Origin of the sequence: Comamonas testosteroni, assembly GCF_030505195.1 — a bacterium.
Taxonomy (GTDB): domain Bacteria; phylum Pseudomonadota; class Gammaproteobacteria; order Burkholderiales; family Burkholderiaceae_C; genus Comamonas; species Comamonas testosteroni_G.
This window is the reverse complement of sequence record NZ_CP129672.1, coordinates 4,678,926-4,693,857: the sequence shown is the minus strand read 5'-3', so window position 1 is coordinate 4,693,857 and position 14,932 is coordinate 4,678,926. Positions and strand designations below refer to the sequence as shown.

Here is a 14,932-nt window from a genome sequence, read left to right as displayed (position 1 = left end):
AGGAGGGGGACGCAGCCATCGCTGCGGGGCGGCCCTTGCTTGGCTGCTCTGAACTAGACTGCGCCATGCATTACCCATGTAGTTTCACTTTCCATGTCTGAACCGATCACATGGATGCCGGATGGCACCCCCTATAGCTCCAGATTCGGCGATCGCTATCACAGCGAGTTCGGCGGCCTCGACCAGGCTCGCCAGGTTTTTCTCGGTGGCTGCGATCTTCCAGCTGCCTGGGCCGATGCAGCGCAGTGGCGCATTCTGGAAACCGGCTTTGGCTTCGGCTTGAATTTCCTGGTCACCTGGGCGGCATGGAAAGCCGACCCCAGACGCCCGCGCATTCTGCATTTTGTCTCGGTGGAGGCCTACCCTGTCTCGAGCGAGGATCTGCTCGCGTTTTTGCCAGCCGATGAGGAGCTGCGCCCGCTTGGCGAACAACTGGCCGAGCAATGGTGGGGACTGCTGCCCGGCGTGCATCGCCTGTCGTTTGACGACGGCCAGGTGCTGCTGACGCTCCATATAGGCGATGCCAGGACCATGCTGCGCAAGCAGCAGATGACGGCGGACAGCGTGTATCTGGATGGCTTCTCTCCCCAGCTCAACCCCGAGATGTGGGATGAAGATGCCATGAAGAACATTGCCCGCCATTGCCGCCGGGGCACGCAGCTTGCCACCTGGTGCGTGGCCGGCCATGTGCGCCAGGCGCTCAAGGCTCAGGGTTTCGAAGTCAAGAAGCACGCTGGCGTGCCGCCCAAGCGCCATAACCTGCATGCAGCCTACAACCCGTCATGGGAGCCGCGCCATCGCCCGGACGGCCTGCCTGCGCCCGTAGAGCATGCCGGCCGCTGCCTAGTGCTGGGTGCGGGCCTGGCTGGTGCCGCCACCGCCGCCAGTCTGGCCAGACGCGGCTGGGAGGTGACGGTGCTGGATGCGGCAGCCGAGCCCGCGGCAGGAGCATCAGGCCTGCCAGCCGGCTTGTTTTGCCCGCATATTTCGCCTGATGACAGTGTTCTATCGCGCTTGTCCAGAAGCGGCGTACGCACAACGCTACAGAATCTGCAGCAACTGAGCCAGGCGCAAAAGTTGCATCCGGCCCAGGATTGGGCCCATGGCGGCGTGCTGGAGCATGACCTGAACGAGCCCTCCCATCTGCCCAGGTCATGGCTGCAACCCGGCAGCGAGACCCACCCCTGGGGCCAGCACTGGAGTGCGCCTGCGCTGCCGGCTCAGCTGGCAGCGGCACAGCTGCCTGCAGACAGCCACGCCGTCTGGCATGAGCAGGCTGGCTGGGTACGCCCTGCACAACTGGTGCGCGCGCTGCTGCAAGCCCCCGGGATTCATTGGCAGGGCCATGCCCGCGCTTCGCGTCTGGTGCGCGATGAAGTGGGCAATATCTGGCGAGTGCTGGATGCGCAGGGCCAGACCCTGGCCGAAGCCCCCATGCTGGTGCTGGCCCTTGGCCCGGACACCAAGCCCTTGTTGCAAGCCAGCGGCCTGGCCGCAGGGGAATGGGAGCTGCAAGCCATACGCGGCCAGGTCAGCGTGGCCGAGCACGATGCCGGGACGCTGGCGGCCATGCCGCCCTTCCCCGTCAACGGTCATGGCAATCTGGTGCCGGACTTCCCCTCGGCCGATCAGGCCGGCACGCACCTGTGGATCATGGGATCGACCTTCGAGCGCGATGTGACCGAGCTGCCGCCCACCGACGCCGACCAGCAGTCAGCCCATGCCAGCAATGGCGAAAAGCTGGCCGCTTTGCTGCCCGGGTGCAGGCAGGCGCTGCGCTCCTTCTTCGATGCTGACCAGCGACCCGCCACCTGGGCACGGCTGCGTTGCGCGGCCTATGACCGTCTGCCGCTGGCAGGCCCCGCCGGGCAGTCGGCAGCCGATCTACCGGGCCTGTGGGTGCTGACGGGGCTGGGCTCACGCGGGCTGACGCTGTCCATGCTGTGCGGCGAGCTGCTGGCGGCACGCCTGCATGGCGAGCCACTGCCGCTGGATGCCAGGCTGGCTCAGGCCCTGGGTACGCAGCGCCTGTGGAGCCGCTGCCTGCAGCAACCCAGGTAAGCCAATCGCAAAAAAAGCACGCAGCGCTTACGGAGAAGTGCTGCGTGCCGTTTCGGGCCTTATTCTGAAGCCGGGTTTATTCGCTGCTTAACGACGCCACGGTGACCAGGGGCTCCAGCTTGCTCGCCAGCACCTTGTCCAGCGTCTTGCCGTCCATGTCCACGACTTCAAAGCGCCAGTCTTCCCACTCCACCACATCGGCCTCGGTGGGCACGCGGCCCAGCAGCAGCATGATCATGCCGCTCAGGGTGTGATAGCGGCCTCGCTCTTCCTCGGGCACGGTATGCAGGCTCAGGCGGTCCTTGAGTTCGGGCACGGGAATATGGCCGTCCAGGAGCCAGCTGCCGTCTTCGCGCTGCACGGCCCAGCTGGTTTCTGGATCACGCGGCTGGAATTCACCGGTAATTGCCTCGATCAGATCCTGCAGCGTGACAATGCCCTGCACCTCGCCGTACTCGTCGATCACAAAGGCCATATGCAGATCGGAGGTGCGGAAATTGTCCAGCAACTCCATGCCGGTAATGGTCTCGGGCACATAGAGGGCAGCCTGCAGAGGCTGGTCCTTGAGCGCCTGCTGGCTCTTGTTGAGCAAGGCCTGCGTCAGCCACTGGCGGGCATTGAGCACGCCCACGATATTGTTCATATCGCCGCGCACGACGGGGAAGCGCGCATGGTCGGCCTGTTCGACACGGGCCAGAGTCTCCTCCAGGCTCGCGTCAATATCGAGACAGATGACATCGCTGCGCGGCACCATCAGCGAGCCGATCTGGCGATCGTCCAGACGGAACACATTGCGCACCATGGTGTGCTCCTGTGACTCGATCACGCCGGCCGTGTGGCCTTCCACCAAAATGGCCTGGATTTCCTCTTCGGTCACCACACTGCCATTGCTCTCCTTGACGCCCAGGACCTTGAGCAGGCCGCGTGTCGATGCCGACAGCAACCAGACAAAGGGTTTGGTAGCCAGGGCCAGGAAGTTGATGGGACGCGAGATCAGGCGCGCCAGGGCCTCGGGATGGGTCTGGCCCAGGCGCTTGGGAACCAGCTCGCCCACGACGATGGAGAAGTAGGTGATCAGCAACACCACCAGGCCGGTGGAGACATAGCCTGCGGTCTTGGCCTGCATGCCGGATTCGGTCATCCAGACGGCCAGAGGGCCGGCCAGGGCGGCTTCGCCCACGATACCGTTGAGCACGCCGATGGAGGTGATACCGATCTGGATGGTGGAGAGGAAGCGCGTCGGGTCCTCACCCAATTTGATAGCAGCTGCAGCGCCGCTGTCGCCCTCATCCACCAGTTTCTGCATGCGGCTCTTGCGGGCGGTGACCAGCGCAATTTCCGACATGGCGAAGACGCCGTTCAGACAGATGAGAGCGAAAAGTATGGCTATTTCCATAGTCAGGCACCCGCTTTCAATCCAGGCGCCTCAATCATTGAACAAGCCTTGATTCTAGAGAATGCCCGGCGCAGGGCCGCTCACAAAATGCAAGCGCGCAGAAAGGAAATTGGTTAAAGCGCTGCGTACGAGCGTTCCGGCAGCCCTTCACATATTCATTCAGATATATATGAAGCACTAAATAATCGTTTGTTTTTATATAAAGCATCTCTACAGTTCTGACCAACGATCTAAGTGCAATGCCACCCGAGGCAAGGCATCCGCTCCACGGAAGAACTGAAGACATGTATCAATACACCGATTTCGACAAAGCGTTCGTCAAGCAACGCGCCGACCAGTTCCGTGACCAGCTCCAACGCTGGCAGGCAGGCAAGCTCACGGAAGACGACTTCCGCCCGCTGCGCCTGCAAAACGGCTGGTATGTGCAGCGCTATGCCCCAATGCTGCGCGTGGCCGTGCCCTACGGCGAAATCAACTCGGCCCAGATCCGCGTGCTGGCCAAGGTGGCCCGTGAGTACGACGAGCCCGAGGCCGAAGTCTTCAAACAGGCTCTGGAAGGCCAGGGCAAGCTGGGCACGACCTATCTGCCCAAGAACTGCGCCCACTTCACCACCCGCACCAATGTGCAGTTCAACTGGATTCCGCTGAGCAAGTCCGCCGACGTGATGGATCTGCTCGCATCCGTGAACCTGCACGGCATCCAGACCAGCGGCAACTGCATCCGCAACACCACCACCGATGCGCTGGCCGGTATCGCCCCCGACGAGATCATCGACCCCCGTCCCTACGCAGAAATTCTGCGTCAGTGGACCACGCTGCACCCCGAGTTCGCGTTTCTGCCACGCAAGTTCAAGATCGCCATCACCGGCGCCAGCGAAGACCGCGCCGCCACGGGCTGGCATGACGTGGGCCTGCACATGGTCAAGAACGAGGCCGGCGAAATCGGCTTCAAGGTCTTCGTGGGCGGCGGCATGGGCCGCACGCCCGTGATCGGCACCGTGATACGCGAGTTCCTGCCCTGGAACCAGATCATGAATTACATCGAGGCCATCGTCCGCGTCTACAACGAGCTGGGCCGCCGCGACAACAAGTACAAGGCCCGTATCAAGATTCTGGTCAAAGCCGAAGGCAAAGCCTATATCGACGCCGTGGAAGAGGAATTCCGCCAGATCGTCGAAGTGGACGGAGGCCCCCACACCGTGCCCCAGGCCGAGTTCGATCGCGTGTCTGCCATGTTCACCACGCCCACCCTGCCCGTGGTGGCCGATGCCGCAGGCGATGAGCAGGCCCTGATTGCCCAGACCGCCAAGGAACCCGCCTTTGCACGCTGGATTGCCCGCAACGTCCACGCCCATCGCGTGGCCGGTCTGCGCGCCGTGACCCTGTCCTTCAAGCGTGTGGGCCAGGCCCCCGGCGATGCACAAAGCGAACAGCTCGACGCACTGGCTCATCTGGTGGACAAGTTCTCTGCCGGCGAAGCCCGCGTGACGCACGACCAGAACGTGATGCTGCCCTGGGTGCAGGTCGGCCAGCTGCATGCGCTGTGGACCGAGGCCAAGGCCCTGGGTCTGGCCAGCACCAATGTGGCGCTGCTCACCGACATGATTGCCTGCCCCGGCGGTGACTTCTGCGCGCTGGCCAATGCCCGCAGCCTGCCGATTGCCGACGCCATCACGGCCCGCTACCAGGATCTGGACGAGCTGGACGACATCGGCGAGATCGATCTGCATATCAGCGGTTGCATCAACAGCTGCGGCCACCACCACAGCGGCCATATCGGCATCCTGGGCGTGGATAAGGACGGCAAGGAGTGGTATCAGGTCACGCTGGGCGGCTCCGACGGCTCCACCCTGTCCGGCCAGGCCGTGGCCGGCAAGGTCATCGGCCCCTCGTTCAGCGCAGCCGAAGTGCCCGATGTGATCGAAGCCGTGCTCAGCACCTATCGCGACCTGCGCCAGCCCGGCGAGCACTTCATCGACGCCGTGCGCCGCATCGGCCTGGATCCCTTCAAGGAGGCCGCCAAGGCAGCCCGCCACCCTGTGGAAGCCGAAGAAGAAGCGCTGGCCTGAAGCCATAAGAACAAGGATAGAGTCATGAAAATTCTGGCAAGCAACGAATACCAGGCCCCCAGCGAGAGCACCGGCAATGTGCTGGTGCTGGCCAACGATGTGAACGCCCTCGAAGTCAATCTCGACGGCATCACGCAGGTGGATCTGCATTTCCCCAACTTCACCGACGGCCGCGCCTTCAGCCAGGCCTATCTGCTGCGCCGCCGTCTGAAGTTTGCGGGTGACATACGTGCCACCGGCGATGTGCTGATCGACCAGTTGGTTCAGATGGAGCGCACGGGCTTCAGCAGCGCCGTGCTGCGCGAAGGCGTGGACGCTGCCGATGCCAAGCGTCAGTTCGAGCGCTTTGGCGGTTTCTACCAGGCCGATGCCGTGCACACACAGCCCCATTTCGTAGGGGTGCAAGCATGAGCCAGCTCGCCCCCGTAAGCGCCCTCGACCTGGATCTGGCACAAATCAATGCCGAACTGGGCCGCGATGCCCAGGCACTGGTGAACTGGGCCGTGGGCCTGGGTCAGCCCACCATAGTCACCACCAACTTCCGCCCCTTCGAGGCTGTGATCCTGCACATGGTGACGCGTGCCAACCCCGACGTGCCCGTGGTCTGGATGGACAACGGCTACAACACCGAAGCCACCTATCAGTTTGCCGATGCGGTGACCAGGCAACTTGGGCTCAATCTCAAGATCTACCTGCCGCTGCGCTCACGCGCCCACCGCGAGGCCGTGGAAGGCGCCACGCCGGCGCTGGACGATCCGCGCCATGCGGCCTTCACCGAAGAAGTGAAGCTGGAGCCTTTTGCCCGCGCCCTGCGCGAAACCGCACCCAAGGTCTGGTTCACTGCTCTGCGCGCCACCGACACCGCCGTGCGAGCACAGATGGAGCCCGTGAGCATCAATCCCGACGGTCTGATCAAGGTTGCACCTCTGCTGCACTGGTCGTCCAAGGATCTGTACGAATACTGCGAAAAGCACGGCCTGCCCAACAATTTTGACTATGTGGACCCGACCAAGGGTGAAGACAACCGCGAGTGCGGCCTGCATTTATCGCACTAACCCCCTGAGCCGCTTTGCGGCTTCCCCTTCTCTCGCTGCACGTCTAGGTCTTGATTAATAAAAAAGATAGCTGCTAGCCCAATATCTATAAGTGCTACAGCATTATTTGATTGGATAAAAAATGAACGCTCGTGTGGATACTTCCGTGTTGAGCCATCTCAGCAACCGCCACCTTGATGCACTGGAAGAAGAAACCATTTTCATCCTGCGCGAAGTGGCCGCCACCTTTGAACGCCCCACGCTGCTGTTTTCGGGCGGCAAGGATTCGCTGGTCATGCTGCGCTGCGCCGAAAAGGCCTTTGGCGCGGGCCGCATTCCCTATCCCTTGCTGATGATCGACACCGGCCACAACTTCCCCGAAGTGACCGATTTCCGCGACCAGCGAGCCAAGGAACTGGGTGCCGAGCTGATCGTGCGCAGCGTGGAAGACTCCATGGCGCGCGGCACCGTGCGTCTGGCACACCCTGGCGAATCGCGCAATGTGCACCAGTCGGTGACGCTGCTGGAGGCGATTGACGAGTTCCGCTTCGATGCCCTGATCGGCGGCGCGCGCCGCGACGAGGAAAAGGCCCGCGCCAAGGAGCGTATCTTCAGCCACCGCGACAGCTTCGGCCAGTGGCAGCCCAAGGCGCAGCGCCCCGAACTGTGGACGCTGTTCAACACCCGCATTGCACAGGGCGAGCATTTCCGCGTCTTCCCCATCAGCAACTGGACCGAGCTGGATGTGTGGCAGTACATCGCCCGTGAAAACATCGCCCTGCCATCGATCTACTACACCCACAAGCGCGATGTGGTGGAGCGCAAGGGCCTGCTGGTGCCCGTGACCGAACTGACCCCGCCGCGTGACGGCGAGGAAGTCGTGCAGCGCGATGTGCGTTTCCGTACCGTGGGCGATATCACCTGCACCTGCCCCGTGGAAAGCACCGCAGCAACGGCCGAAGATATCGTGATCGAAACCCTGAGCGCCGAGGTCAGCGAACGTGGCGCGACGCGCATGGACGACAAGACCAGCGAAGCGTCCATGGAAAAGCGCAAGAAAGACGGTTACTTCTGAGGCTCCCCCTGAGCGGCTGCGCCGCTTCCCCCTCTCTCGCTTCGCTGCGCTTGCGGGAGGGGGACGACGCCATCGCCGCGAGGCGGCTCTTGCTTGGCGTCTTTGAGTTGGGACATGCCTGTTTGAGGAAAGAACGCGATGACTGAAACTATTAATTCCGTAGCTGCTAGCGCAAACCAATCAAGCGCTTCAGGCCAATTTGATGCTCATAACAGCAGCGCGCTGCGCTTTATCACCTGCGGCTCGGTCGATGACGGCAAGAGCACCCTGATCGGTCGCCTGCTGGTGGATACCCGCGCCGTGCTGCAGGATCAGCTGGCCGGCGTCACCAAGTCCGGCGAGACGGATCTGGCCCTGCTGACCGACGGGCTGGCCGCCGAGCGCGAGCAAGGCATCACGATCGATGTGGCCTACCGCTACTTCGCGACCGAGTCGCGCAAGTTCATCATCGGCGACGCACCCGGTCACGAGCAGTACACCCGCAATATGGTGACGGCCGCATCAAGCGCCGATGCCGCCGTGGTGCTGGTCGATGCCACCAAGCTGGACTGGAAGAATGCCGATCTTGAGCTGCTGCCCCAGACCCGCCGCCACAGCCTGCTGGCCCATCTGCTGCGCGTGAATTCGCTGGTGTTTGCCGTCAACAAGCTCGACGCCGTGCAGGACCCGGCCCTGGCCTTTGCCCATATCAACGCGGCGCTGCAGAAGTTCACTGCTTCCGCAGACATCAAGATCACAGCCACCGTGCCCGTGTCCGCGCTCAAGGGCTACAACGTGGTCAACAGCACTGACGGCTGGGCCGGCTACCACGGCCCCAGCCTGCTGCAACTGCTGGAGCAACTGCCCAACACACCGACCGACAGCGATCTGGCACTGGCCTTCCCCGTGCAGTGGGTGGAGAAGTTCTCTTCTTCGTCCGACACCAGCCAGGGCCGCCGCGTGTTCTGGGGCCGTGTCGCCACGGGCGTTGCCCGGGTCGGCACCCGGGTGCAGATTCTGCCCAGCGGCCAACTCGCGACCGTGGCCCAGGTCATAGACCATGCCCGCGCGCCCAAGGACGTGACTGCGGGCCTGTCCGCCGGCATCACGCTGGACCGCGAGGTCGATGTCTCACGCGGCGACTGGATCATTGCCGCCCCCGTGCAAGCCGACGTTGCCGAGGATGACTTTGATGCCCCTGCTGCCGCAAGCCCCTGGCCCAGCAGCCGCGAGATCACCGTCACCGTGGCCTGGATGGACACCGAACCCCTGGTGCCCGGTCGCGTTTACTGGGCGCTGCATGGCCACCGCTGGGTCAAGGCCAAGGCGCGCCGCCTGGTGCACCGCCTCAATATCAATACACTGGACAAGGAAGACGCCCAACAGCTAGAGGCCAATGCCATCGGCCAGGTGGAGCTGGTGCTGCAGGAAGCCATTCCGGCCGCCCCCTTCACCCAGGCCCGCCAGCTGGGCTCGCTGATTCTGGTGGACACTGCCAGCAATGCAACAGCCGGTGCCGCGCTGGTGAACTGAAGCCAATGAAGACAAGGCCGCAACAGCGATCTGGCCGCCAAACCAGATCTCCATACGGCCTTATCCAGCCGGGCACTGGCGCTGCGCGGGAAAAAACCTAAAATCACGGGGTTTTACCAATCCCCACCCAAGAAGAAGATTCTCAATGACTCACGTCGTTACCGAAAACTGCATCAAGTGCAAGTACACCGATTGCGTGGACGTTTGCCCCGTGGACTGCTTCCGTGAAGGCCCCAACTTTCTGGTGATCGATCCCGATGAATGTATTGACTGCGCCGTCTGCATTCCCGAGTGCCCGGCCAATGCCATCTTTGCCGAAGAAGATGTGCCTGCCGATCAACTGGCCTTCATCAAGCTGAACGTGGATCTGTCCCAGCTCAAGAGCTGGAAGAGCATCACCAAGCGCAAGGCTTCGCTGCCCGACGCCGACGAGTGGAATGGCAAGCCGAACAAAGTGGATTTGCTGGAGCGCTAAGCCAGTCAGGGCGCGGACTGCGCTACGCTTGCCCGCATGAGCCTGTCCAACGCAACGACCAACGCTTCCCTCTCACTACAACCCGCCGTGGAAACCGACGCCATCATCATTGGCGCAGGTCCGGCGGGTTTGTTTCAGGCCTTTCAGCTTGGCCTGCAGGGCATTCAAGCCCATTTGATCGATGCCCTGCCCCATGTGGGCGGCCAGTGCAGCCAGCTCTACGCGCACAAGCCCATCTACGATATTCCCGGCATTCCCGTGTGCACCGGCCTGGAGCTGGTGCAACTGCTGGAAAAACAGATCGCGCCCATGCAGGTGAGCCGCCATCTGTCCCAGCAAGTACAGACTCTGCAGGCCCTTGAGGACGGGCGCTGGCAGCTCGGCACCACGGCAGGAGCGCTGTTCCACACCCGCACCGTCTTCATCGCCGCAGGTGTCGGCGCGTTCGTGCCCAAGGCCCTCAAGGCACCGGGTGTGGATGCACTCGGCACGGGCCAGTTGCACTATCACCCGCAGCAGCTGGATATGGCCGCAGGCCGCCAGGTGCTGGTCTATGGCGGCGATGAGGAAGCCGTAGCAGCTGCCATTGCCTGCAGTTCAAGCGCGGCCAGAACCGTTCTCATGCATCGCCGTGACAGCTTCAATGCCGAGCCTGCGCAACTGAGCGAGCTGCAGCAACTGCGCGAATCCGGCACCCTTGAAGTGCTGATCGGCCAGATCACCGAAGTGCGGCACGGCGACGGCCGACTAGAGGCCGTGCAATGGATGGACGGCGAAGGCGACGAACATACGCGGCCTGTCGAACAGTTGCTGGTATACCAGGGCATTTCACCCAAGCTGGGCCCTTTGACGGACTGGGGCCTGGCACTGGAGCGCAAGCAACTGGCGGTGGATCCGGCAACGCTTGCCACCAGCGCCCCGGGGATTTATGCCATTGGCGACATCGTCAGCTACAGCGGCAAGAAGCGGTTGATCCTCTGCGCCTTCCACGAAGCCACCATGGCCGCGTTTGCAGCCGCCGAATACCTGCAAGGCAGCAAGCCTTTGCTGGAATACACGACGACCAGTGCGCGCCTGCATGCCATCCTGGGCGTGTCTCACTGAAGGGCGGCCGGCGTCCTGCCTCGGACTCCTTGGAGTCCGCAGCTTCTGAGGCAGGCATAAAAAAACCGCTATCCCTCGGGATAGCGGTGTAAATCACGACGGGGTCAGACCCCACCGCGCGCACTTTGATCTCGGCTCAATGGCCATGTGCCGGCTTGACCGGAAGGATGGGCACTTCCTTGCCTTCCTTGTCGTAGACCTTGCCACCTTCGACGCGGTCGCCATCGGCCAGGGCTTCCAGCACATGCTGGCTCAGGGCGCGGCCATAACCGGCTTCAAAGACGGAAGGCTGATCGGAATTGCCTTGCTTGAAGTGGTTGTAGAGCAGGTTCAGGGTCACGGCAACCAGAGCGGTTGCGCTGATGCCCGAGTGAAAGATCGTGGCAAACCATGCAGGGAACTGGTCATAGAACTTGGGAGCCACCACCGGCAGCAGACCCGCGCTCACCGAAGTGGCAACAATGATCAGATTCATGTTGTTGTTGTATTCCACCTTGGCCAGGGTACGGATGCCGCTGGCAGCCACGGTACCGAACAGCACCAGGCCGGCACCGCCCAGCACCGAGGGAGGCACGCAGGCAACGATGCGGCCCATCACCGGCAGCACGCCAAACACGATCAGGATCAGGCCGGAGAAAGCCACCACGAAACGGCTCTTGATTCCGGTCACGGCCACCAGGCCCACGTTCTGTGCAAAAGCGCTTTGTGTGAAGCCGCCGAAGATGGGAGCCACGATGCTGGAGAGCATGTCGGCGCGCAGACCGTCACCGAGACGGCGACCGTCCACGGGGCTGTCCACGATTTCACCCACGGCCAGCACGTCGGCCGAGGTTTCCACCAGGATCACGAGAATCACGATGAACATGGAGATGGTGGCCGCCATGTCGAAAGTGGGCCAGCCGAAGTGCAAAGGTGTGGGCACCGCAAAAATGGGACCGTTGAACACCTGCGAGAAATCGGCCTTGCCGATGAAGACGGCCGTAATGGTGCCCACCACGATCGCCACCAGAATCGACAGGCGCGACAGCATGGCATTGCCCAGCTTGCTGAACAGCAGCACCATGAACAGCGACAGACCGGCCAGACCGATATTGCCCATGCTGCCGTAATCAGCAGACTTGGCATTGCCGCCCATGGCCCAATGCGCAGCCACAGGCATTAGCGACATGCCGATTACCGTGATCACGCAGCCATTGACCAAGGGCGGGAAAAATTTGGTGATGCGCGAAAAAACCGGCGCAATGATCAGACCCAGTACCGAGGCGTACATGACGGCCCCCAGCACGCCCTGCATGCCACCACCGGTGTGCAGGATGCTGACCATGGTGGCCACGCCTGCAAACGAAACGCCTTGAACCAGAGGTAGACGGCAGCCGAAGAAAGGAATGCCCAGCGTCTGCAGCAAGGTTGCCACACCCCCCATGAACAGGCAGGCGGTCACCAGCAGACCGGCATCAGCAGCGGACATACCAGCCGCTTCAGCCACGATCAGAGGCACCGCCACGATACCGCCGTACATGGTCAACACATGTTGCAAGCCATACATGAGGTTGGCGGTGACGCCAAGATTCTCATCTTCGGGGCGCTTGACGGCCGCATTCTTGGATGCTCCGGTCTGATCGTTCATCTTTGTCTCCTAAATTACCTACTCACCAAGGCTCTAGAGGCCTTTCGCTCTGTCCGGTCGACTTGCAGCAACTCTTTTCGGCAGCGATCTTTTCCGATCGCCCCAGCGAGGCCTTGTGCTGCAGCCAGTCGCTCTTCTGCGAGAGCGATCCGACCTATGGAAAAGAGCAAACCACTCTTTCATTCACCCAAGTCAGTCTTTCAATCTCCTTTGATTGCATGGCATCCGCAGGCCGGACTATTCCATTACGCAATCAAAGCCATACCCAGAAGGGCATGAGTCGAGACTGTACGTTGCCAGGACACCAAAATTGTCTACAGTTTTGTATACAAAGTGCTGACCAGAACCTTTCCAAAGCAAAAAGGCACACTCATTGGCTGCGATCGGGCACTGGAAATTGACACAGATCAGGCCCATCGATGCTTCCATGCCCTCTATAAAGAACAAAAGGATGCAAGACACATTCCCCGTTGTGTCTTGCATCCGGTAGAGAAGAGAAAAGCGAATCTGGAGCCGCTTGTCAGTGGCCGATCAGTCTTCCTCGGCCTGAGCGATGCCGGGAAACAGCACGTCGGTAAAGCCGAAACGACTGAAATCGCGCACCCTCATCGGATAGAGCTTGCCCCAGAGGTGGTCGCACTCATGCTGGACCACGCGCGCGTGAAAGCCCTCGACCGTGCGGTCGATCGGGTCGCCGTAGATATCGAAGCCTGTGTAGCGCACCTTGTTCCAGCGTGGCACCATGGCTCGCAGACCGGGTACAGACAGGCAACCCTCCCAATCCAGCTGCTCCTCTTCACCGATGGGTGTGATGACTGGATTGATCAGCACGGTACGAGGCACTATGGGGGCATCCGGATAGCGAGGGTTGGGCTCACCCGAGCCAAACACCACCATCTGCAAATCCTCGCCGATCTGCGGCGCCGCCAGACCGGCGCCGTTGGCAGCATGCATGGTGTCCAGCAAATCCTTGAGAAGCAGATGCAATGCATCCGTATCAAATTCAGTCACCGGCTTGGCAAGCTTGAGCAGACGGGGATCACCCATCTTCAAAATGGTACGTACAGTCATATATCGATACGGCGTGCAGCAACCACCGGGCCACCACACTGTTCAATCATCAAAAGCATAGCGTCGCCACCAATCCACGTGAACGGTGCGGCCTGTTCTGGGTATCAGGCACAGAGAATTTGATGAAATTGTGATGAACTTCCTGCGAGCCCTTTTTTACACCCTATAATCTAGGTCTTCTTCCTCAATAGCTCAGTCGGTAGAGCGCCGGACTGTTAATCCGTAGGTCCCTGGTTCGAGCCCAGGTTGAGGAGCCAAGAATTTCGATGCTTTGCGGATATCAAAGCATCACACCAACATATTCCTCAATAGCTCAGTTGGTAGAGCGCCGGACTGTTAATCCGTAGGTCCCTGGTTCGAGCCCAGGTTGAGGAGCCAAAATTTAGTTGCCTTGCAATCGCTCAAGGCATGTCACACCGACACATTCCTCAATAGCTCAGTCGGTAGAGCGCCGGACTGTTAATCCGTAGGTCCCTGGTTCGAGCCCAGGTTGAGGAGCCAAAATTTAATCGCCTTGCAATCGCTCAAGGCATGTCACACCGACACATTCCTCAATAGCTCAGTCGGTAGAGCGCCGGACTGTTAATCCGTAGGTCCCTGGTTCGAGCCCAGGTTGAGGAGCCAAAATTTAGTCGCCTTGCAATCGCTCAAGGCTTGTCACACCGACATATTCCTCAATAGCTCAGTCGGTAGAGCGCCGGACTGTTAATCCGTAGGTCCCTGGTTCGAGCCCAGGTTGAGGAGCCATTCAAAAGCCTGTATGCAAGCCATACAGGCTTTTTCTTTTATCTGCTCAGGCAGCTCTCACCACACCCACCGAAGCACCCACGGGTGGCGCATCTACAGCGACGGCCTTGTGTGCAGAGTGAGGGACATAGGGATAGTGATGCGGCACCACGGGAACATGCTGCTCGCCCTGCTCCCAGGCTCGCAATTCATCTTCCAGTCGTGCAGCACGTTCGGCATACATCTGAGCGGAGGACTGGTAGTACTCCGCCGCGATAGTGTGCTCCAGAACAGCCATGCGCGCCTCTTGCAGATAGGCACGCGTACGGCGGATATAGCGCGGTTCGGAACGTCCAAAACCGAAGATCTTGCCGAAAAACATGACCAACCTCCTTTTCCGGTAACAACGCAAATCCGTCACGACTCATCAACCGATGGAGCAATGTTGCCAGCGTAATGTCTCCGGTTCAAGACATCTGTCCCACAGCAAGAGTTCGCCTCGTAGGAGGGGCACCCGCCGCTTGCAGCCGCCCGCCCCAAGCCGGCTCCAGGCAGGGCTTGAGACACTACCCTCCTGTCACAAAGCCCCACTCAGGAATCAATCAGACACATTGCTCGGGTATTTCCCCCACTCCGCCCGGCGAGCAAGGGCTTGCTCGGCGATTCAAGCGAGGGCCAGCGCGGATGACTCCCTCGCCGCGGAGCCACAAACCTCGAACCACTGCCAACCCGGGCCTGCCTACGCGCTACGGCAGGCAAGAGCACCCGCCGTCAAGACGGGA

The 14,932-nt window shown here is 61.2% G+C and carries 12 protein-coding genes and 5 tRNA genes; 13 read left to right on the top strand and 4 right to left on the bottom strand.

Annotation, left to right across the window (positions count from 1 at the left end; all coding sequences use genetic code 11):
* Positions 1-114 precede the first annotated feature (114 nt).
* Positions 115-2,061, top strand: coding sequence for an FAD-dependent 5-carboxymethylaminomethyl-2-thiouridine(34) oxidoreductase MnmC (mnmC, locus tag QYQ99_RS21645; RefSeq protein WP_302093240.1), 1,947 nt, complete (start codon positions 115-117; stop codon positions 2,059-2,061).
* Positions 2,062-2,137: 76 nt separating this feature from the next.
* Here mnmC and QYQ99_RS21640 read toward each other — a convergent pair whose 3' ends face one another.
* Positions 2,138-3,457: a hemolysin family protein gene (locus QYQ99_RS21640; protein WP_302089950.1), complete on the bottom strand. Its 1,320-nt coding sequence runs from the start codon at positions 3,455-3,457 to the stop codon at positions 2,138-2,140.
* Positions 3,458-3,741: 284 nt separating this feature from the next.
* On the opposite strand from QYQ99_RS21640, the gene QYQ99_RS21635 reads away from it, so the two are divergent.
* The 7 genes from QYQ99_RS21635 (at position 3,742) to QYQ99_RS21605 (ending at position 10,726) form a co-directional block, all read left to right on the top strand.
* Positions 3,742-5,526, top strand: coding sequence for a nitrite/sulfite reductase (locus QYQ99_RS21635; protein WP_302089949.1), 1,785 nt, complete (start codon positions 3,742-3,744; stop codon positions 5,524-5,526).
* Between the two features lie 24 nt (positions 5,527-5,550).
* Positions 5,551-5,937, top strand: coding sequence for a DUF934 domain-containing protein (locus QYQ99_RS21630; RefSeq protein WP_302089948.1), 387 nt, complete (start codon positions 5,551-5,553; stop codon positions 5,935-5,937).
* On the top strand, positions 5,934-6,581 hold the full coding sequence (locus QYQ99_RS21625; protein WP_302089947.1) for a phosphoadenosine phosphosulfate reductase domain-containing protein: 648 nt from the start codon (positions 5,934-5,936) through the stop codon (positions 6,579-6,581). The genes QYQ99_RS21630 and QYQ99_RS21625 overlap by 4 nt, the downstream gene beginning before the upstream one ends.
* A gap of 121 nt (positions 6,582-6,702) precedes the next feature.
* The gene (gene cysD, locus QYQ99_RS21620; RefSeq protein ID WP_302089946.1) at positions 6,703-7,635 is read left to right on the top strand and encodes a sulfate adenylyltransferase subunit CysD; all 933 of its coding nucleotides are present in this window, start codon (positions 6,703-6,705) and stop codon (positions 7,633-7,635) included.
* Between the two features lie 138 nt (positions 7,636-7,773).
* Positions 7,774-9,147, top strand: coding sequence for a sulfate adenylyltransferase subunit 1 (locus tag QYQ99_RS21615; protein WP_302089945.1), 1,374 nt, complete (start codon positions 7,774-7,776; stop codon positions 9,145-9,147).
* A gap of 145 nt (positions 9,148-9,292) precedes the next feature.
* Positions 9,293-9,622: a ferredoxin FdxA gene (gene fdxA, locus QYQ99_RS21610; protein ID WP_003053491.1), complete on the top strand. Its 330-nt coding sequence runs from the start codon at positions 9,293-9,295 to the stop codon at positions 9,620-9,622.
* 36 nt (positions 9,623-9,658) lie between these two features.
* Positions 9,659-10,726, top strand: a complete 1,068-nt coding sequence (locus QYQ99_RS21605) for an NAD(P)/FAD-dependent oxidoreductase (protein ID WP_302089944.1) — start codon at positions 9,659-9,661, stop codon at positions 10,724-10,726.
* Positions 10,727-10,862: 136 nt separating this feature from the next.
* Here the strand turns inward: QYQ99_RS21605 and QYQ99_RS21600 are convergent, their stop codons facing one another.
* Positions 10,863-12,353 carry a nucleobase:cation symporter-2 family protein gene (locus QYQ99_RS21600; RefSeq protein WP_302089943.1) on the bottom strand — a complete coding sequence of 497 codons (1,491 nt, stop codon included), beginning with the start codon at positions 12,351-12,353 and terminating at the stop codon, positions 10,863-10,865.
* 531 nt (positions 12,354-12,884) lie between these two features.
* Positions 12,885-13,424 (bottom strand): peptide deformylase, encoded by a 540-nt coding sequence (def, locus tag QYQ99_RS21595; RefSeq protein WP_003080185.1) that lies wholly within the window; start codon positions 13,422-13,424, stop codon positions 12,885-12,887.
* Positions 13,425-13,605: 181 nt separating this feature from the next.
* Between def and QYQ99_RS21590 the strand changes: the two genes are divergently transcribed.
* From QYQ99_RS21590 to QYQ99_RS21570, 5 genes are all read left to right on the top strand, one after another.
* Positions 13,606-13,681 (top strand) — tRNA-Asn (locus tag QYQ99_RS21590).
* Between the two features lie 45 nt (positions 13,682-13,726).
* Positions 13,727-13,802, top strand: a tRNA-Asn gene (locus QYQ99_RS21585).
* Positions 13,803-13,849: 47 nt separating this feature from the next.
* Positions 13,850-13,925 (top strand) — tRNA-Asn (locus QYQ99_RS21580).
* A 47-nt stretch (positions 13,926-13,972) separates the two neighbouring features.
* A tRNA-Asn gene (locus QYQ99_RS21575) sits at positions 13,973-14,048 on the top strand.
* 47 nt (positions 14,049-14,095) lie between these two features.
* Positions 14,096-14,171: transfer RNA gene (locus tag QYQ99_RS21570), tRNA-Asn, on the top strand.
* 46 nt (positions 14,172-14,217) lie between these two features.
* Here the strand turns inward: QYQ99_RS21570 and QYQ99_RS21565 are convergent.
* Complete coding sequence (locus tag QYQ99_RS21565; RefSeq protein WP_003080190.1) at positions 14,218-14,532, bottom strand: hypothetical protein; 315 nt, start codon at positions 14,530-14,532, stop codon at positions 14,218-14,220.
* Positions 14,533-14,932 lie beyond the last annotated feature (400 nt).

Coding starts and splice junctions, on each gene's coding strand:
- def (WP_003080185.1), bottom strand. CDS start 13,424: ATGACTGTACGTACCATTTTGAAGATGGGTGATCCCCGTCTGCTCAAG.
- mnmC (WP_302093240.1), top strand. CDS start 115: ATGCCGGATGGCACCCCCTATAGCTCCAGATTCGGCGATCGCTATCAC.
- QYQ99_RS21635 (WP_302089949.1), top strand. CDS start 3,742: ATGTATCAATACACCGATTTCGACAAAGCGTTCGTCAAGCAACGCGCC.
- QYQ99_RS21600 (WP_302089943.1), bottom strand. CDS start 12,353: ATGAACGATCAGACCGGAGCATCCAAGAATGCGGCCGTCAAGCGCCCC.
- QYQ99_RS21625 (WP_302089947.1), top strand. CDS start 5,934: ATGAGCCAGCTCGCCCCCGTAAGCGCCCTCGACCTGGATCTGGCACAA.
- QYQ99_RS21605 (WP_302089944.1), top strand. CDS start 9,659: ATGAGCCTGTCCAACGCAACGACCAACGCTTCCCTCTCACTACAACCC.
- fdxA (WP_003053491.1), top strand. CDS start 9,293: ATGACTCACGTCGTTACCGAAAACTGCATCAAGTGCAAGTACACCGAT.
- QYQ99_RS21565 (WP_003080190.1), bottom strand. CDS start 14,532: ATGTTTTTCGGCAAGATCTTCGGTTTTGGACGTTCCGAACCGCGCTAT.
- QYQ99_RS21630 (WP_302089948.1), top strand. CDS start 5,551: ATGAAAATTCTGGCAAGCAACGAATACCAGGCCCCCAGCGAGAGCACC.
- QYQ99_RS21640 (WP_302089950.1), bottom strand. CDS start 3,457: ATGGAAATAGCCATACTTTTCGCTCTCATCTGTCTGAACGGCGTCTTC.
- cysD (WP_302089946.1), top strand. CDS start 6,703: ATGAACGCTCGTGTGGATACTTCCGTGTTGAGCCATCTCAGCAACCGC.
- QYQ99_RS21615 (WP_302089945.1), top strand. CDS start 7,774: ATGACTGAAACTATTAATTCCGTAGCTGCTAGCGCAAACCAATCAAGC.